Raw genomic sequence first — 18264 nt, forward strand, 5'->3', positions numbered from 1 at the left:
GTATACACGCGTATACAGAGGAGCGGACGGACGTGACCTGCGTGGCGCGGCCCTCACTCGTCCCGAGCATCGAGAAACAGCCGCCCCTGGGCGTCAATGGCCGCGTACGCGACATCCGTCAGGTCTCCGTAACCGCGCCGGCACACTTCCGCCTCCAGCCACTCTCGGCTCTGCCCAATTTGGCGCAATGTTTTCTCAACCACCCGCCCGTCCACCACAAGCGGCATCGGCATGCCGGCAAACTCCGGAACAAGTCCCGCGTCTGCCGGCGTCAGCGGCTGCTTTTCCGGACGGGGAAAGACACTGAGTTGGCCGGACGTCTCCAGAATCGCAAACTCGACATCGGCCACGTTGGCGAACCCCTTTTCCCGCAACTGGGTCAAGAGATCGTGCATCGTGTAGCGCGAGCGGGCCATCTCCCTGTCGCGAATCTGTCCGTGTTCAATCAGGACGGTTGGTTCCCCCTCCACCCAGTGACGGAAGCGGTGGTTCTTCAACTGCACCAGCGCCACCAGGATCTGCAACACCACCAAGGCGCCAATGCACAGGAGAGATTGCACGAGCGGTACGCGGGTGTCTTCCATCGGCACGGTCGACAGCTCGGCGATCATCACCGAAACCACGAAATCGAACACCGACAGCTGGCCAATCTCCCGTTTTCCCATCAAGCGCAGGGCCAACATGACCGACAGGTACAGCACCACGATGCGCACGCACAACTGCCACAGCGGCAGTTCCAACACAAACAACCGCCCCCAACCGGTAACAGACTGCGGCGCCGTCATCCAGGGGAGAGTGAGATCCGCGCCTGATCATCAGTATGAGCCAAGAGAGGAGGCAGTATGATGCCAGAAGGGAAGTGCTCAGGCCTGCGACGCCTCCTCCGCATGCAGCTCCGCAAACAGGTCTCCCACCCGGTCCAACAAATCGGTGAAGTCGTTCAACTCCGTGAACAGTTCTGTCCGGCAATTGAGTTTCAGTGTCAGGCTCACCTCTGTATTGAGCGTGACAGAGCGGCTGGCGACCGCCTCCAACAGACGTTCCGCCACCGCGTCCAGTTCCGATTGGGAGCGGACCGGCAGGAGGACGAAAAATTCGTCGCCGCCGTAACGGCAGGCCAGTTCGCCCTGGCGCAGGGACTCTTTCAGCACCAGGCTGACGCCCCGCAGCGCCTGATCCCCGGCGTCAAAGCCAAACGTCTGGTTGACCTGGGAGAAGTGATCAATGTCCAGACAGATGGCCCCCCAAGTACGGACCCCGCGCGCCAGCTCCTCACGCAAACACACGTTGATGAAGTGAAGCGTGTACAGTCCCGTCAGGTCATCCACAAACAGCTGCGCATCGAACTCCGGCGAATACACCACCGTGCGATTGCGCCCCCGCTGCTTCGCTCCCCAATACAGGGCGGAGTCAGCCTTGAGCAGGAGGTCTCTGTCGTTGCTCCCGTGGTCGGGAAAGGAGGCAAAGCCACAGCTTACGGTCAGGCCCTGCAGGCGGTGGCCGTCAAATTCCACCACATGCCGACTGATCTCGTCGCGCATCCGCTCCAGGACTGTCCATGCTGCGCGCGGATCGACGGGGAGGATGAGAGCGAACTCCTCACCGCCGTAACGTGCCACGATGGCACCGGGGCCGGCGAGCTGCGACAGGAGCCCGGCAACCGATTTCAGCACCGCGTCCCCCGCCAGGTGCCCGTAGGTATCATTGAATTTCTTAAACAGATCCACATCGACGACGGCGACCGTCAGTGGCTGCCCGTGTTCACGCGCCGCCTGCAACCGCCCCGCCAGCGCCGCATAGAAAAATCGGTAATTGTACAGTCCCGTCGCGCCATCCCGCCAGGATAACTCCTGCAACTCCTGGTACAGCTTGGCGTTCTCCAGCAACATGGCTACCTGGGCAGCCAAGGCCGACACGTACTCCAGGGTGCTGGTGAACGCAGAGCTGTTGGCTGCGAAACACATCATCACGCCGTGAGCGTGCCCTTGCGCCCGCAGGGGGAACATCGCCACGCTGCGAAACCGAGCTGTCGGCAATCCACTGTTGCGGCGCAGGCGCGGATCCCTGTGCGCATCGGGAATGTAGATCATGCCCGCCCCCTGCGTGACCTGCCACACCACGCTGCCGTCCTCCTCCCGCCACCCGTCCAACTGATAGGAAGCCGAGGTCTCCATGGGGTAAATCGCGTTCGGTAAGAGGATGCGATCCCGCTCGTCCAGCGTGAAGATGGCGGTCGAGTCGGCATCCGTCAGCTTCGCGGCCAAGCGCGCCGCCTCCTCACAGATACGGTCCACGTCAAACTCGGCGGCGAGTCGTCCGGTCAACTGGTGCACGTGCTGCATCAGGGCCATCCTGCGGTACATGCGCAGCAGATGGCCGAGCAACACGATGGGCAGAACGGCGATGGCGGCCAGCACCGGGTTGATGGGCTGGAGCGCTACCATGACCACGTCGAACGGGATCGCAATCAGGTAGGTCATCCCGTCCCAAGCGGCCGCCTCCCTCGCGCTGCTCCAGGAAAACCGTCCCCACAGCCAGGCGCAGACCTGCACCAGCCCGTGGTTGACCACGAAGAACACAGCAGCGCCGGCCAGACCGGCCATAAACCGCTGCACTCCGACGGCCGTGGACATGCCAAACGAGGCCACCCCGCGCATGACGAGCGCCATAGCCCAGGCGCTCACGGCGTACTGGCCGGCATTAAACAATGTGCTGGTCCAGCGCGGCCGCGGCTGGCGAAGCCAGGGCGTACACAGCTCTGCCACCACCAGCAGCCACATCGCCGGAGCGACCCCGTAAGCCAGGGCTACGCCAATCGGCAATGCGACAATCAAAGTTATCAGAGTCTTTCCAGTCGGCACTAGAATGGCTTCGAGCACGGTAGCGAGGGCAAACCAATACAGAAGCAGCCAGAGGGGGATCCGGGTCAACCCCGGAAACGCGCTGCATGCAAGGAGGATTCCCATCAAACCGACACCCAACTCGAAGACTCCGGCTAAGGCCGCCCGGTCACCTTTCAAATGCCCTCACCCACTCCAAAGGCACCTTCCCGCCCCAAGCGCCGCCATATCTCATAGACTCCAAGGATCTCTCGAATCTCTTTCTGTCATGGATGGATTGTCCCGAATTTCCAACGTTGCACAATCTATTGTACATGAATTTCATAAATGATGGACAGGGGGAATAGAATCAGCATGGCGGCACCGAATACCGATCCTTGGCAAGGAGAGGATGCACAGTGGCGGAGCACGATTCCAACTCGTTCCGTCGGTTTCCCGTTCTGTTCGGACTCGCTTGGTCCCTGTTCGTCACCGCCGTTGGGGCTCTGCTCGTGGCCATGTGGGCCCACTTCGGGTCCGCGTCCGCAGCTCAGCTGGACACGGCCGCCTACTGCATTCGCTGCGCCGCCGTGATTTGCGGGGCGCTGATCAGCAGCCGCGCCGGAGCAACCAGGGGATGGTACTACGGCGGCGTTGTGGGGCTATCCTACGCAGGGATCTTGCTGGGCATCGGGCTGGGCTTGTACCCGGACACAACGGCCCTGGACCCTGCAAGCGTGCTTCGCGTGTGTATCATCTCCCTGATCGGGGCCTTCACAGGCATCATCGGTGCGAGCACGACACGCATCGAGGATTAACATCCAGAGCAGGGCCGCCTCAACCCGGGCGGCCTTGTCGCCCCCCCACCGGCCTGGGCAACGTCAATCATCCCCGGCCGACGAGTCCTCCCGTTCATCTGACTCCCTGTCCCGCGCCGCCACGGACTCTGAAGCTTCCTCGTCGGAAGCGGCGCGGACGACATTGGCGATGGCCTGCGGGTGCACCTGAACGGCGACATCCGGGGCAATCTCCACCGTAACCCGCTCCTCGCCCACTTCGACGACCGTGCCGAAAATCCCGGCTGATGTCATGACCTCGGCCCCCGGCGACAAATTGCGCATCATCTCAGCGCGCCGTCGTTGGTTCCGCCGCTGCGGCAGAAACATCAGCAGATAGAACAGAGCCAGGATGACCACGATAAAAATAATCGAACTGCTGGACTGCAAACCGACACATCCTCTCTCGTCACGACCACCCGACGTGCAGACCGGCGGGCATGCGTTCACGCATAGTCAATTATTCATTATACCCGTACATCCTGTAGAATTCCTGCTTGTACTCCGGAAACCGGTCCTCTGCAATCGCTTTTCGGATATTTTCCATCGTCTTGAGCAGGAAGTATACGTTGTGGTAGCTGGTCAGACGGATGCCGAGCACCTCATCGGCCTTGATGAGATGGCGGATGTAGGCGCGGGAAAACGTCCGGCACACCCGGCACTCACAGTCCTCATCCAGCGGTGAGAAGTCCCGGGCAAAGCGCGCATTGCGAATGACGAGGCGGCCCCGTGATGTCAGCACGGTGCCGTTGCGCGCGATGCGCGTCGGCAAGACGCAGTCGAACATGTCGACGCCCCGCTCCACCCCTTCAAACAGGTCATCCGGCGAGCCCACGCCCATCAGATAGCGGGGTTTGCCATCCGGGAGCAGTGGGGTCGTGTAGGCCAACATCTCGTACATCAATTCCTTCGGCTCCCCGACGCTCAAACCGCCCACCGCGTAGCCGGGAAAATCCAGTTCGATCAGTGTCTCTGCCGCCTGCCTGCGCAGGTCCTTGTGCATGCCTCCCTGCACAATGCCAAAGAGTGCCTGTTCCTCCGGCCGCCTGTGGGCCGCCAGGCAACGCCTGGCCCATTCCAGGGTCCGGCGCAACGAAGTCTCCAGGTAACTCCGATCAGCCGGATAGGGAGGACACTCGTCGAAAGCCATGATGATATCGGCGCCCAACTTGTTCTCAATCGCCATCACCGTCTCTGGGGAAAAAAATAGGCGACTGCCATCCAGGTGGGAGCGGAAGTGGACCCCCTCGTCGGTAATCTTGCGCAGGTCCGCCAGGCTGAACACTTGGAACCCACCGCTATCCGTCAACACGGCGCCAGGCCATTGCATAAACGAGTGCAGCCCGCCCGCCTCCGCCACCAGGTCCTCCCCGGGCCGCAGGTGCAGGTGATAGGTATTGGAGAGAATAATCCCCGCGCCCATTTCCCGCAGTTCCCACGGCGCCAGTGTCTTCACCGTCGCCTGCGTCCCCACCGGCATGAACACCGGTGTTTCAATCACCCCATGCGGTGTGTATAGACGTCCGCGGCGTGCCTGTGTACGGCTACAACGTCGCAACAGTTCATAACGGACCGGGTGTATCATGCGCCAGCCACCTGCGCTTTTGCGTGGGCGGTGATAAACATCGCATCGCCAAAGCTGAAGAAGCGATACCGCTCGGCCACCGCTTCGGCGTACACACGTTTTGTGAATTCCGTTCCCATCATCGCCGCCACCAACATGAGAAGGGTGGACTTGGGCAAATGGAAGTTGGTAATGAGGCCGTCGACAATCTGAAAGTGGTACCCCGGATAAATGAAGATATCCGTCTCCCCTGATCCAGCCGTCACCGTGCCGCCGGCCCCCGCGCTCTCGAGCGTGCGCAGCGCCGTCGTCCCGACCGCAATCACACGTCGCCCTTCGGCCCGCGCCCGATTCACCGCCTGTGCCACCGATGCCGGCACCTCGTACAGCTCGCTGTGCATGGTGTGCTCCTCGACGCGTTCCACCTTGACCGGGCGGAACGTACCGAGGCCGACATGCAGCGTGACATGATGAATCTCGACCCCTTGTTTGGCCAACTCATCCAACAACCGCTGCGTAAAGTGAAGACCCGCGGTCGGCGCTGCCACCGACCCGGGTTCACGGGCATAAACGGTTTGGTAGCGATCCCGGTTTTGCAATGGTGTATGGATGTACGGGGGCAGCGGCACTTCGCCGACCCGTTCGAGAAAGTCTCTCATCGGCTCGTCCACCTCAAACCGAAGCCGGCGCAAGCCCTCTTCCGCCACCTCCAACACTTCGGCGGTCGCCTCCATCCCATTCGCCACAACACGCAGGCGAGACCCTAAGCGCAGCCGCTTGGCAGGCCGCGCCAACGCCCACCACTCGTATTCACTTACCGGTCTTGACAGCAACAGTTCAACCTTCGCCCCGGTATCCAGCTTGTCCGCATGCAGCCGCGCCGGCAAGACCTTGGAATTGTTCAGAACCAACACATCCCCTGGCCGCAGATGCTGGCCGATGTGGGAAAACCTTGTATGCACGAGCCTCTGATCCACCGGATTGACCACCAAGAGGCGCGAATCCTCGCGGTTGGCAAGCGGAGTCTGGGCAATCAGTTCCTCGGGCAACGAATAATCAAAGTCCTCGACGAGCACATCTTTTCACCCTTCCTCAGACAGCGGCAGCGCAATCAAAACTTTATTATACGGGATCACTTGCAGTCCCAAAACCCTCAGATATACAATAAGGGCCGACAGTGCATCGGCCCCTACAGTGTACATAACACCTCGTAAATCAGCGCACACCCCATCCCGCCGTCAGACTCTACGTTAATGTATCGCCCCGTGCAGGTGCACATGGGCCTTGGTTTGGACACCGTGTGTCTTGCCAGCGTCCCGCGTCTTGCGGTGTGACTCGACCGCAGTATGGGCGGATGAGTGTGAATGGGTGTGATTGGCGCTCGATTGGGTCAACCACCCGTTCCCGTACCTGTGCCCAGGGTCACCAACGGACGCCCCACCTTTTTCCCTCCCCGACGTGCGAACATGAGACTTACTCCCTGGCTGAATCCGCCCGTGAGACTCATGGTGCTCCGGCTGCCTGGGGTGCCCGTTCATCGGCGCCCGTGCGTGTCCGCCCCACGCCGGGGACCACCCGGAGACCGAGGCAGGGCGCTCCGTGTGCGACGCGGTCCGCGCCTTGGTCTGAAAATTGGTCGGTTGGTTAGCCGTCTTGACTCGGCCCTGTTTGAGGGTCGACGCAGCCCCTCCATCGTCCCTCGGAGGCGTCTCCGACGGCTGCACCTGTACCCAGAGAGTGACTCCGCCCACCTCGATCCGCACAAACCCAGCCTTGTCCTCAGAATAAGACGACCCCGACGCCTGGGCCGGGGGTTGCCCGGTTCCACTCTGCGGGGACGCTCCATCCGTCGGCCCCGCAGCCTGTGGCTGCCCATGTTGGCTGGAAGATGCCCCGCCGCTGCCGGACCGTGCAGCGGTCCCTGACTCGCTTGCCCTAGATGGCACCGCACTTGTCGGAGCCGAAGACGCGGGCAGAGAGCGGATGAGCGAAGCTATCGCCGCGTCATCCCCGTTTTCGAGTGTGTTCAGCAGCGATTTCGATGTCTGGGCTGTGGTGAGCACCCGCGCCAATGTATCGCCGGACAGGTCCGACAGGGAGACCGGCTCGCCCTCCTTGTGCGCGGCCAAATAGGCGGCCAGCTTGCCCGGAGACAATTTCGCCGCCGCCGCCGTCTTCCAAACACTGTGGGATAGGTCCAACGAGTACACACGGGGATGCAGTCGTCTGGCACTCGGGTTCCCAGAGATGGCGGACTTCACCGCCGCCGCCGCACGGGACGCCATGTCACCCACGGCATGACTCGAGTCCGCGGGCGCCGCCGAGACCAAAATCGTATCCCCGGAAGACATCATCTGCCCTGTGACCGTGGCCGTGACCAATTGGGCAATGGCTTGTCCCAGCGCATCGCCGTCCACATGCACATGCTCCAGCAAAGAACGCCCGGATGCATTGAGCGGCGAAGCCCGCAGAACACGGGTGTGACGGTCGACCGTCAACGAGACACTTGGATTGATGTCCAGCGACACGTACGCGTAGGCGCGTCCTGACGGCCAAAATTGTCCCGCACCCAGCAGCCCAATCCCCGCAAACACAACCGCTGTGCAGACGGCCACGGCGGCCTTCTGCCACCCGCGATTCCGCGCGTGCCGATGCATCTCCCAACTTACTTCTCCACCCACCGACATGCCGCTCCGCCGCGGAATCCGACAAAACTCGCCATCGCGGGTTAAAACGATGGCATGCCGCCGAGTGATGCCAAGCACAACCCCCCTTGGCATCGGGCCGCCTCCTTTCGCCCCAGGACGGGCTGCCGGATGGCCTACCGCCGCTCCGGACGCCTTACGAAATGTAGTCTTGCAAAGTTGCATAATCGCCGCACAACAACAGGATGACGGCGAGAATGTACTTTCTCTGTCTTTCCAACGTCTTGCGCGATACGTGGACTCGCTCCTGCAGCTGTTTCAACGGCAACGCTCGCCGCTCCATGACGTAACGACGCAACTCGTCGTCCGCCGCGACCAAACGCGCAATCTCCATTGCGTTCTGCCGGGCGTCCGCGTGTTTCGGAGACACCTTGACCAATTCCTGGAAAGACAACCCAAACTCCCGCAGCCGCTTGGCATATTCCTCAATCTCCTGCCGCCGCCGTCGTTCCTCCTCCTCTCTTTCATACGCATCCAGCGATGTCCGCACCTCGACGTAGTTGATGACATTATCCCCTTCATCCACTACGTCGAAGTCGGTCCAGGGTACGGTGCGTCCGTGCAAGCGCTGGGAACGAAAGTAGTCAATCAGACGGCGACGGATGATGGTCTCTGCAAATCCGAGAAAGTTGACCTTCTTCGATGGATCAAATCGATCTATCGCCTCATTCATACCCATCAGGGCAATGCTGAACTCGTCATCTCGGTCTGGATCGATGTAGCGACGCGACGCTTGTGACGCAATCCGCAGCGCGAACGGCACGTAGGCTTCAATTAGGTCACTGCGCGCCTGCTCGTCCCCAGACTGAGCCAACCTGAGCAGCGGGTAGAGACGTTCGGGGTCCTGCGACGTTTTGCGTCGAAAGGGGAATCCCCCCACACCTTCCACCTCGCTCTACATAAATTCGTGCCGCGCGGGAGTTTTTGGGGGTCTTCTCGCCAAATCCGCTCGGGAGTCCAACCAACATCGCGACTCAACCGCCCATCTCGTCTGCATCTTCTGTCGCAAAGCGGCCCGGCGGAATCGGTTCATGCAAATGCTCATAGGCGCGCGCAGTCGCCACCCGCCCGCGCGGGGTACGCTGAATCATGCCCAGTTGAATCAGATACGGTTCATAGACGTCCTCTATCGTGCCTGCCTCTTCTCCCACGGCGGCAGCCAGCGTATCGAGACCCACTGGCCCGCCGTCAAACTTCTCAATCAGGGTCCGCAGCAGTCTGAAATCGAGCTCATCCAAGCCAAGCCGGTCCACGTGCAACCGCGCCAACGCCCGCTCGGCGACCTCGCGCGTAACCGTGGGCTGCTTGTGCACTTGGGCAAAATCGCGCACCCGCTTGAGCAAGCGATTCGCCACGCGCGGGGTACCGCGGCTGCGACTGGCGATCTCCAACGCCGCCTCCGCCGCCAATGACAGCTGCAGAATGCCCGCTGTGCGCATCACGATGGCTGCCAGATCCTCCGTCGTATAGTAATCCAGATGCGCTATCACGCCGAAGCGGTCGCGCAGCGGCGCGGATAGCAAACCTGCCCGCGTGGTCGCTCCGACCAGTGTGAAAGGAGGCAAATCCAAGCGCACCGAGCGCGCCGTGGGCCCTTTGCCAATCAGGATGTCCAGGGCAAAATCCTCCATCGCCGGGTACAACACCTCTTCGACCGCTCGCGGCAAGCGATGAATCTCGTCAATGAACAGGACATCGCCAGACTGAAGGTTGGTCAACAGCGCCGCCAAGTCTCCCGGACGCTCAATGGCCGGGCCCGACGTGACGCGAATGCTCACGCCCAGTTCGTTGGCGATGATCATGGACAAGGAGGTTTTGCCAAGCCCCGGGGGACCGTACAGAAGGACGTGATCCAGCGCCTCCTGACGCTCCCTGGCCGCCTGGATGAACACCCGCAGGTTGTCCTTGACCGCTTGCTGGCCAATGTAATCGTCCAAGAACCGCGGGCGCAACGTATCCAGGATTGCATCCTCGCGGCGCCACTCAGCGGCCACCATGCGCTCCTCCATCCATGCGTCCCCTTCCGTACGTTCGGTGATTCTCTTAGCCAGCCTCACCTGCCGCGGCCAGCGACCTGCTTACGCCCGCACACCGCTGAGGTAGCGCAGGCAGCCGCGCAGCGCTTCCGCCGCGTCCAAGCTTTGCCCCTCTTCGAACACGGCGGCGACCGCCTCGGAGGCTTGCTTTTCATTATAGCCAAGCCCGATCAGGGCCTCAATCACATCCCCAGCCAGCCCCTCCGCCCCCGGATACGGACGGGAGCCCGGGAGCGCCGCCGGCGGGACCAAGCTTCCCTTGGCAGCGGCTGCGGTTCCCTTAGCCACGGCCACCTTCTCGCGCAGCTCCAGGATGATGCGCTGTGCCGTTTTCTTGCCCACGCCAGGCAGTCGGCACAAAGCGGCCGCGTCCTCGTGCACCACCGCCTGGAAGAATTCGTCCCGGCTCACGTCCGAGAGAATTTGCAACGCCCCCTTCGGTCCGACTCCGGACACCCGCAGCAGCATTTCAAACCAGTCCCGATCCCGTTCGTCCAAGAACCCGTACAACTCATCCGAATCTTCACGGACATACCGATAGGTATGCAAGAAGGCCTCGCATCCTAGGGCGACCTGCCGCGTGACGGGCACGGGCACATAGACACGGTACCCGATCCCATGCACGTCGAGGTCCACGTAGCCTGCGCCGACCGCATGCACCGTGCCGCGTACAAACACAATCACGGCCACCGCGCTCCTCTCCGGCCCCCATCCGTGGCTGACGGTCGCAGGCGCTCTGCGATGGGCGCCGCATGGGCGTGCGTGATGGCCAAGGCCAAAGCGTCCGCCGCATCGTCCGGGCGCGGTTTGTCCGCCAGTCCCAGGAGCACCCGCACCATTTCCTGAACCTGTCCCTTGTCGGCGCGGCCGTAGCCAACCACTGCCTGCTTCACCTGCATGGGCGTGTATTCGGCAATGGCCAGTTGCGCCTCCGCCCCGGCCAGGAGCGCCACCCCACGCGCCTGCCCGACACTGATGGCCGTGGTGGTGTTGCGCCCCATGAATAACTGTTCAATCGCCATGACCTCGGGACGCGTCCTGGCGATAAGCGCGCTCAATTCGTGGTAAATCATCTGCAAGCGGACAGCCACCGGGGTGTACGCTGGCGTTTCGATGCACCCGAACGCCACCGGGCGCAGCCGTGAACCCTCCGCGTCCAGCACACCGTAGCCCATTCGCGCCGTGCCCGGGTCAATCCCAAGCACACGTTGCTGGTTCATGACATGCCACTCCTAGCCGCGGGCAGCCCCGCGCTGGTTGTCAGATCAGGTTCTCCTTGGGGATATAAAATTCCTACTTGACAAGGCAGGCTCGAAATGCAGAGACAGAACTGGGGCTGGCCACCGCCGACGGCTGCCCGCGGCAGACCGAAAAAGAGGCGGAGCTTGGAGCCCTCCGCCCGCCGCGTACTGTATGTCCAACGATTGTGCCCGGTCATTCAGACGGATCGCTGACTGCTCAAGTCGGGAACCTCGCGCACGTAGACCGGCAGATGAAACCACAGCGTCAGGCTGTTGTCTAGCCGCCAACACGGGTGTTCGACGGCGAAGCTGACCACCGCATCGGTCGCCACCGGCCTGACCGTCAGTTGTCCGCGGCCGTCTCCGTACAGGGTGAGGAACACCGCCCGGCGCCGCGGAGCATCGACCGTCCAAGCATCGGCGGCCCGCTCGACGGAAACCTGCGCCTGGTCAAAGTCGGTGACTGCCGGCGCATCCGCCCACGCCCGTGGAGCTGCCGTGAAGACCGCAGCCAGCACGGCCGCACTGCCGATGGCAAGCCGTATCCACATCCGCCCGCATCGGCTGCGACCGGCTACGGCCGGCCATTTCCCGCAGGCGCGACACCGTGACATCATTCCCACCTCATTTCCTGTCGGTTCAGGCGTAGCATGCCACATGCAGCCGTCATTATGCAGGGTCACCGGTTTGCCCCCCGCCGGTCCAAGACACGCCCGCGGGCCCCGATTCAGGCGGACTCGGTAAGCTCCAGGTTGGCATACACGTTTTGCACATCGTCGTGCTCGGACAGCGCGTCGATGAGGTCGAGCACCGATTCGGCTTGTTCACCCGACAGGGGGACAGTGGTCTTGGCTTCATAGGTGATCTCTGCGTCCTCCACGGTCCACCCCTGCGCTTCCAGGCCGTCGCGGACTTGGGTGAACACCTCGGGCGCCGTGATGACCACAAACGCGTCCGCTTCCTCGCGGACGTCGTCCGCCCCCAAGTCGAGCGCCGCCAAAATCACATCATCCAGCGTCACCCCGTCCGTCTTGGCCACGCTGATGGTCCCCACCCGGTCAAACATCCAGGCGACGCAGCCGGTCTCTCCCAAATTGCCGCCGCGCTTGGCGAAGATGTGACGGATGTCGGCGGCCGTCCGGTTGCGGTTGTCGGTGACAATCTCCAGCATGACGGCCACTCCATGCGGGCCGTACCCCTCGTACACAGCCTCCTCGTAGTGAACCCCCTGCAAGCTGCCGGTCGCCTTAGCGATGGTGCGGGAGATGCTGTCGTTGGGCACGTTGTTCTGTTTCGCCTTCTCAATCGCCACACGCAGCCGGAAGTTGGTCTCCGGGTTCCCCCCGCCTTCCTTCGCCGCATTGTAGATGTCGCGCGACAGCTTCGTGAACAACTGGCCGCGAACGGCGTCCTGCTTGCCTTTGCGCCGCTGGATATTGTGCCATTTCGAGTGTCCTGCCATGTATCACAACCCCCAATCGCGCAGATAACGGAAGTCAATCCCTATCGTCCGTCCCGACACCTTCGCAATCACCGGGGTGCGCCGCTTGTACTGGTTGCGCCGGATGCGCTCCGCCAGCCGCCGCACCAATTCCTGGTCGTAGCCGAGTTCGACCAGCTCGGACACCGACAGCCGCTGATCCACCAACTGGTACAGGATCTCGTCGGCGTCGTCGTAGGTGAAGCCGAGTTCCTTCTCGTCCGTCTGGTCCTGCCACAAGTCGGCGCTCGGCGCTTTGTCCAAAATCGCCTGGGGCACCCCGACGGCGGCGGCCAGCTGCCGCACCTGGCATTTGTACAGGTCACCAATCGGGTTGAGCGCGCTGGCCATGTCGCCAAACTGGGTGCCGTACCCGAGCAGCAGCTCCGTCTTATTGCTCGTCCCCAGCACCAGCGCCCCTAGGTGCGCGGAGAGGTCAAACAAAATACTCATCCGTTCGCGCGCCATTTTGTTGCCGCGGCGCAGGGGAGTCGATGGGCCAATCAGGTCGTCCATCATCTCAAAATAGGCGTCCACCTGGGCCGTCACCGGCACCACCAGGCTGGGCATCCCCAGGTCGTCGACCACCGCCCTGGCGTCGCCGAGGCTGGCCGGGGAACTGGTTTTATACGGCATCAACACCGCCTGCACGCGCTCGGCCCCCAAAGCGCGAACGGCCAGATAGGCTGCCAGGGCCGAATCGATACCCCCGGACAAACCCAGCACCACGCGCTGAAACCCGGCCTTCTCCGTCTCCTCGCGGATGAACGCCGTCAACGTGGCCACCGTCAAATCGGTGTTGAGCGCGAGGCGCTCGCGAATCGCAGGCTTCATGACTGCACCCCTCCGTTGCCAGCGCGGATGCGGTCCAATTCCGCCCGTACCAAGTCCATTCGCTCGTCCCGCAGCAGCGGCGTCGTATAGCGAATCCTGCGCACCGCCCGTATGTCCACGTCCGCCAGCAGCAGCGCCTCCTCCAGCACAGAGCCCTCGGCAGTAAACTCGCCGTCGGGCGCCAGCACGAACGAGCCGCCGAAAAAGTTGACGCCGTCCTCAAAGCCGACACGGTTGGCAAACACCACGTAGGCCCCAAACAGGCGCGCGTACACCTGCAGCAACTGGCGCCAAAAGGACTGCGATCCGAACCTGTCCTGTTCACCCACGCTGCGGGCTGGACTCGACGAGGGGACGAGCAGCAGCGAGGCGCCGTCCAGCGCCAGCAGATACGGGCTGGTCACGTGCCACGCGTCTTCGCAGATCAGCATGCCGGTGCGGCCGAACCGGCCCGAAAAGGCCGCGAAACGGTTCCCCCTGGCAAAATACCGACCCTCGTCAAACATCCCGTAGGTCGGCAAATACACCTTCCTGTGCACCGCCGCCACCTCGCCGTCCTTGGCGTACACGGCCGCGACGTAAAACAGGTGTTCGTCCGATTCCTCGACAAAACTGAATACGGCGTCAATCCCGCGGCTCGCGTCGACGACCCGGACAATCTCCGGGTCATTCAGGCGACGGGCCACCTCCAGGGTCAAGTCCTGAACCTGGTAGCCGGTCAGACCCAGTTCAGGGAAGACCACCAACTGCGCTCCCCGATCCCGAGCCTTGGTTATCCATTCGATGTGCTTTTCTGCGTTTTGTGCGATATCCCCAAGAGCTGGCCGCACCTGGGCGACGGCCAGCTTGCCACATTCGCGCACGCCTGTCACTCCTCTGTCGATGGCAACCGGACTTCGTCCGCCTTCAGTACGCCTTTCAGTATAAGATTGCCGGCAATCCAACAGCAAGCGGTCGCCGCACCGGCGAGGCTAGCTCCAGGGGCGCGCCACCACACGCCGCAATTGGGTGGCGCCGAATCGTTCCCGATAGTCCTGCTGCCAAGCCAGCCAGCGCTGGCGCTCCTTGTGCAGGGCGGCTGACACGCGCAGCCGCCCGCGCACCGGACAACCCTGGCCGCACCATTCGGCCAGGGCCCGCACCAAGACGTCTGGAAACAAGAGCAGGCGCCAAGCGCGCTCTTCGGCCGACTCGGGGAGTGCAGCCATTTGTCGATAGGTGTCCATCCAGCGCCGCACCTCGGCCGTTCCCGGAGGGGAAAAGTACACACTGTGGTTGAACAGTTGCATCACGTCGACAAGCGGATCGTCCCAGCCGGCACGGTCAAAATCAATCAGGCCGATCCGGCCCGCGCGCAGATCTGGGGCCGCCTGGGATGCGTCCCGCCCCACCTGGCCCGACAGCCAGATCAGGTTGTGCGGCGCGGCGTCGCGGTGGCAGAAGGTGACAGCACCGGAATCGGGCGCGGCTGGATTGGCAGGACAAGCTCCGGCCATGGCGAACACCAAGCCGCGCGCCCGGGCCAAGGCGGGCCAGGCCGCCTCTGCCTGCGGCCAGGCTCTGTGGAGTGTCCGCAGCTTGCCAGTCAACCGCGCGGCCAAACCCGCGCGCTGGGCGAAGCTGGGCAACGCTGGCAGCCAGGGCTGCGACAGGCGGTGCAGCTGGGCCAGCGCCCGCAGCGCCGCCAACCGTTCTCGCGGGTTGGACAGACTCACGTGGCGGCCCGCCAACCACGGCTGGAGGTATCCCAGCTGTCCATCCCATCCCGTGAGCAGGCGGCCGCCCCGGGTGGGGATAGGCGCGGCCAAGGTCAGGGCAGTGGCCAGTCCTTGGGCGAGACGGGCCAGTTCGCCCAGTCGTCCTTGCCCATCGTTCCGTCCGGCCGGCTTCCAGATGTAGCGGCCGCCCCGGACATCGACAATCCCCCAGACCGTCTTGATGGGCAGGATGCACAGCGGCTGGATGCCGTACTCCCGCGTGAGCAGCCGCACCAGCGCCGAATTGGTCATGGTCTGTCGGATGCCGCGTCGCCCTCTTGCCGTTCGGGATGTTGCCGGGAATCCGGGTCCTCCCACAGGGCGGATTCGGAATCCCACGTCCAGGACGACGAACTGTCATCGTCCCAGTCGTCCGCCCACGCGCCGGCGTAGGCCGCGGCGTACGGCGGACCGCCCCATGCATAGGGCGGATGCGCACTCCAGCGATAAGGGTAGTGGGTGTGCGGTCCATGATCCGGCATCGGCCCCGGCGGCTGCGGCCACGGGTACGGATACCCCGAGGGCGCGCCGGGCGGGTAATACATCCCGCCTGGGTACGCATACCCGTAGTAGGGCTGGATGGGTTGCGCGGCATAGCCGGCCCCCGGCTCCGGCACCGCCGGATATCCCGGCGGCGAGATGGGCGGTGCAGGGCCTTCCCAGTCGGGGGGGACAGGTCCGACGCCAGCCGTCGCAGCCTGACCCGCGGATTCCCAACCAGCCGCCCCCGCGCCGGCGGCGGCTGGGCCGGCGGTCACTCCGCCGGTGCCCGGCTGCGGTACGCTCGGCGATGGTCCTGTGCCGGGAACATAGACGATATCTCCAGGCTCCAGCGTCGACTTGTGCAGCGTGTTCATCTGCTGCAATTGGGTCACCGGCACCTGATAGGCTTGGCTGATGGACTGCCACGTCTCGCCGGGCTTCACCACATGCGGCCATACGAACCCGAAATAGGGCGGCAGCGGCTCGCCGCCGGCCGGCGTCTGCACCGTCCCCGGCCCAGCCGCCGTCCAATCCGCCGCTGGGGCGGCCCCGGGCACGGCGGCGCCCGTCCCCGTCTGCCCTGGACCGCCGCCCGTCTGTCCCTTGTTCAGCTCCGGAATCAGGATGATGGATCCCGGCTGGAGTTGATTCGGATCGCGGATTTGCGGATTGGCAGCCATCAAAAGTGGCAAGCGGACGCCGGTCCGCTTGCTGATCTTCCACATCGTGTCGCCTTCGCGTACAACATACTTCTTCATCCGTCCGCCTCCTAGATGTCGCCCCACTCCCGCGGCGCCCGCCGCGGAGAGCGGCATTCTGCCACCAATATATGCAGGAGCCCAACTGATGCCCAACAGCTGTTGAAGTTGGGCGGTCGGCCAGCGCTCCCGGGCGAGGGACGGAGAGCGGCCGTGAGGCTACCGCACGCGGCAGCGCACAAAGCGGCGCTTGCCAACCTGGATCACCATTCCGTCACGGACCTCTACCTTCGCATCCACATCCTGCAGACGCTCACCGTCGATGCGCACACCCCCCTGCTCGAGGAAACGACGCGCCTCGCTGCGGCTGACGGCCAGCCCCAAGTTCACCAACAGTTCGACAATCCATACCTCCCCTCCGTTACACTCGGCTTCGGGCATGTCGTCCGGCAAGCCCCCAGCTTGAAACACCTGTCGCCAGCGCGCCACCGCCTCGCGGCTCGCGTCCTCGCCGTGAAACCGGCGCACCAGCTCGCCGGCCAGGCGCATTTTAGCGTCGCGCGGGTGGAGAGAACCGTCCTTGAGACCGCTCTGGATGCACTCCAACTCCTCCAGCGGCACTTCGGACACCAGTTCGAAATAGCGCGGCATCAGTTCGTCCGGAATCGACATGGCCTTGCCGAACATGGTGTGCGGGTCTTCCGCCACGCCGATGTAATTGCCGAGGCTCTTGGACATCTTGTTCACACCGTCCAGGCCCTCCAGCAGCGGCATCATCAAGGCGACCTGCTGCTCTTGCCCAAATTCACGCTGCAGGGTGCGCCCCATCAACAGGTTGAACTTCTGATCCGTTCCGCCGAGTTCAATGTCGGTCCGCAGGTGCACCGAGTCATACGCCTGCATCAGCGGATAAAAGAACTCGTGAATGTGAATCGGCCGATTCTCCCGGAACCGCTTCTGGAAGTCTTCCCGCTCCAGCATGCGGGCCACCGTCAACGTGGAAGCGAGACGCACCACATCGGCAAACGTCAGGGGCGCCAACCAATCCGCGTTGTAGACGACCTCCGTCTTGTCCGGATGGAGGACTTTGAAGATTTGCGCCACGTACGTTTGCGCGTTGCTTTGCACCTCGTCCTCGCTCAACTGCCGGCGGGTTTCCGATTTGTCGGTCGGATCGCCAATTTGGCCGGTGAAGTTGCCGATGACCAGGTGGGCCACATGGCCGAGGTCCTGGAGCTGGCGGATCTTTTGCAGGACCACCGTGTGCCCCAGGTGGATGTCCGGCGCGGTCGGATCCAATCCCAGTTTGATACGCAGCGGCTGCCCCGTCGCCACCGACTGGCGCAGCTTCCGTACGAGGTCCTCCTCAGGGACAATCTCCGCCGCACCGCGGCGGATCATGCGCAGCTGGCGGGCCACCTCCGCCTCCTGCTCTGGTGTCAAGGAAACCTTGCCCTCGGACATTGCCAAAACCCCTTTCCTGTGCTTCCGAGATCACTCGCCGTGACGCAGCCGTCACGAAAAAAATCCCCGTCCCCATACGGGACGAGGATCCACTCGCGGTACCACCCGATTTGCCCTCGACACCCACGGATGCCAAGGGCCGCTCATTGGCGAATAACGGAGCCACCGTCGTCGACTGCCGCCGGCGCGCCTCCCAGGCCGTAATTTCAGTGGCGGACGGGACCGGTTTCCACCCCCCACCGGCTCTCTGAACCTCGCCGGCCACCTACTGCAGCCTGTTCACGGGCTGTTTTCCGAGCTGAAGTTTGTGCCAGTATACCAAGCCATGCGCTGCACCGTCAATGGTT

At 63.2% G+C, this 18264-nt stretch carries 18 protein-coding genes and 1 other annotated feature; of the genes, 1 reads left to right on the plus strand and 17 read right to left on the minus strand.

What is annotated here, in order from left to right:
• Positions 1 to 53: 53 nt before the first annotated feature.
• Both ASH01S_RS03105 and ASH01S_RS03110 read right to left on the minus strand, forming a co-directional pair.
• Positions 54 to 743 (minus strand): DUF421 domain-containing protein, encoded by a 690-nt coding sequence (locus ASH01S_RS03105; RefSeq protein WP_245628912.1) that lies wholly within the window; start codon positions 741 to 743, stop codon positions 54 to 56.
• A 120-nt stretch (positions 744 to 863) separates the two neighbouring features.
• Positions 864 to 2966, minus strand: coding sequence for a GGDEF domain-containing protein (locus ASH01S_RS03110; RefSeq protein ID WP_157066959.1), 2103 nt, complete (start codon positions 2964 to 2966; stop codon positions 864 to 866).
• Between the two features lie 272 nt (positions 2967 to 3238).
• Here ASH01S_RS03110 and ASH01S_RS03115 point away from each other — a divergent pair, with 272 nt between their 5' ends.
• Positions 3239 to 3637, plus strand: a complete 399-nt coding sequence (locus tag ASH01S_RS03115; protein WP_067923296.1) for a TIGR04086 family membrane protein — start codon at positions 3239 to 3241, stop codon at positions 3635 to 3637.
• Between the two features lie 63 nt (positions 3638 to 3700).
• Here the strand turns inward: ASH01S_RS03115 and yajC are convergent, their stop codons facing one another.
• From yajC to tyrS, 15 genes are all read right to left on the minus strand, one after another.
• Positions 3701 to 4045, minus strand: a complete 345-nt coding sequence (yajC, locus tag ASH01S_RS03120) for a preprotein translocase subunit YajC (protein WP_067923299.1) — start codon at positions 4043 to 4045, stop codon at positions 3701 to 3703.
• Between the two features lie 70 nt (positions 4046 to 4115).
• A complete protein-coding gene (gene tgt, locus ASH01S_RS03125) occupies positions 4116 to 5240 on the minus strand; it encodes a tRNA guanosine(34) transglycosylase Tgt (RefSeq protein WP_067923302.1) in 1125 nt (374 codons plus the stop codon).
• Positions 5237 to 6295, minus strand: coding sequence for a tRNA preQ1(34) S-adenosylmethionine ribosyltransferase-isomerase QueA (gene queA, locus ASH01S_RS03130; protein WP_067923305.1), 1059 nt, complete (start codon positions 6293 to 6295; stop codon positions 5237 to 5239). Before queA ends, tgt begins: the two co-directional genes overlap by 4 nt.
• Before the next feature lie 174 nt (positions 6296 to 6469).
• Entirely contained in the window at positions 6470 to 7999 is a 1530-nt protein-coding gene (locus ASH01S_RS03135) for an anti-sigma factor domain-containing protein (RefSeq protein WP_067923308.1), read from the minus strand.
• A gap of 61 nt (positions 8000 to 8060) precedes the next feature.
• Positions 8061 to 8804, minus strand: a complete 744-nt coding sequence (gene sigI, locus ASH01S_RS03140; RefSeq protein ID WP_067923311.1) for an RNA polymerase sigma factor SigI — start codon at positions 8802 to 8804, stop codon at positions 8061 to 8063.
• Between the two features lie 94 nt (positions 8805 to 8898).
• Positions 8899 to 9933: a Holliday junction branch migration DNA helicase RuvB gene (gene ruvB, locus ASH01S_RS03145; RefSeq protein WP_067923314.1), complete on the minus strand. Its 1035-nt coding sequence runs from the start codon at positions 9931 to 9933 to the stop codon at positions 8899 to 8901.
• Between the two features lie 69 nt (positions 9934 to 10002).
• Positions 10003 to 10650 carry a Holliday junction branch migration protein RuvA gene (gene ruvA / locus ASH01S_RS03150; protein ID WP_067923316.1) on the minus strand — a complete coding sequence of 216 codons (648 nt, stop codon included), beginning with the start codon at positions 10648 to 10650 and terminating at the stop codon, positions 10003 to 10005.
• The gene (ruvC, locus tag ASH01S_RS03155) at positions 10641 to 11180 is read right to left on the minus strand and encodes a crossover junction endodeoxyribonuclease RuvC (protein ID WP_067923319.1); all 540 of its coding nucleotides are present in this window, start codon (positions 11178 to 11180) and stop codon (positions 10641 to 10643) included. Before ruvC ends, ruvA begins: the two co-directional genes overlap by 10 nt.
• Positions 11181 to 11398: 218 nt before the next feature.
• On the minus strand, positions 11399 to 11815 hold the full coding sequence (locus ASH01S_RS03160; RefSeq protein WP_067923322.1) for a hypothetical protein: 417 nt from the start codon (positions 11813 to 11815) through the stop codon (positions 11399 to 11401).
• Positions 11816 to 11928: 113 nt separating this feature from the next.
• The gene (locus tag ASH01S_RS03165) at positions 11929 to 12663 is read right to left on the minus strand and encodes a YebC/PmpR family DNA-binding transcriptional regulator (RefSeq protein ID WP_067923325.1); all 735 of its coding nucleotides are present in this window, start codon (positions 12661 to 12663) and stop codon (positions 11929 to 11931) included.
• A 3-nt stretch (positions 12664 to 12666) separates the two neighbouring features.
• Complete coding sequence (locus ASH01S_RS03170; protein ID WP_067923328.1) at positions 12667 to 13515, minus strand: NAD+ synthase; 849 nt, start codon at positions 13513 to 13515, stop codon at positions 12667 to 12669.
• Positions 13512 to 14378, minus strand: coding sequence for a nitrilase-related carbon-nitrogen hydrolase (locus ASH01S_RS03175; protein WP_067923332.1), 867 nt, complete (start codon positions 14376 to 14378; stop codon positions 13512 to 13514). Before ASH01S_RS03175 ends, ASH01S_RS03170 begins: the two co-directional genes overlap by 4 nt.
• A 108-nt stretch (positions 14379 to 14486) precedes the next feature.
• Positions 14487 to 15524, minus strand: coding sequence for a phosphotransferase (locus ASH01S_RS03180; protein ID WP_067923335.1), 1038 nt, complete (start codon positions 15522 to 15524; stop codon positions 14487 to 14489).
• Positions 15521 to 16513, minus strand: coding sequence for a LysM peptidoglycan-binding domain-containing protein (locus ASH01S_RS03185; protein WP_067923338.1), 993 nt, complete (start codon positions 16511 to 16513; stop codon positions 15521 to 15523). Before ASH01S_RS03185 ends, ASH01S_RS03180 begins: the two co-directional genes overlap by 4 nt.
• A gap of 159 nt (positions 16514 to 16672) precedes the next feature.
• Positions 16673 to 17917 (minus strand): tyrosine--tRNA ligase, encoded by a 1245-nt coding sequence (tyrS, locus tag ASH01S_RS03190; RefSeq protein ID WP_067923341.1) that lies wholly within the window; start codon positions 17915 to 17917, stop codon positions 16673 to 16675.
• A 74-nt stretch (positions 17918 to 17991) separates the two neighbouring features.
• Positions 17992 to 18209, minus strand: a binding site (T-box leader).
• Positions 18210 to 18264: the final 55 nt, after the last annotated feature.

This window comes from Alicyclobacillus shizuokensis NBRC 103103, assembly GCF_001552255.1.
Lineage (GTDB): Bacteria > Bacillota > Bacilli > Alicyclobacillales > Alicyclobacillaceae > Alicyclobacillus_G > Alicyclobacillus_G shizuokensis.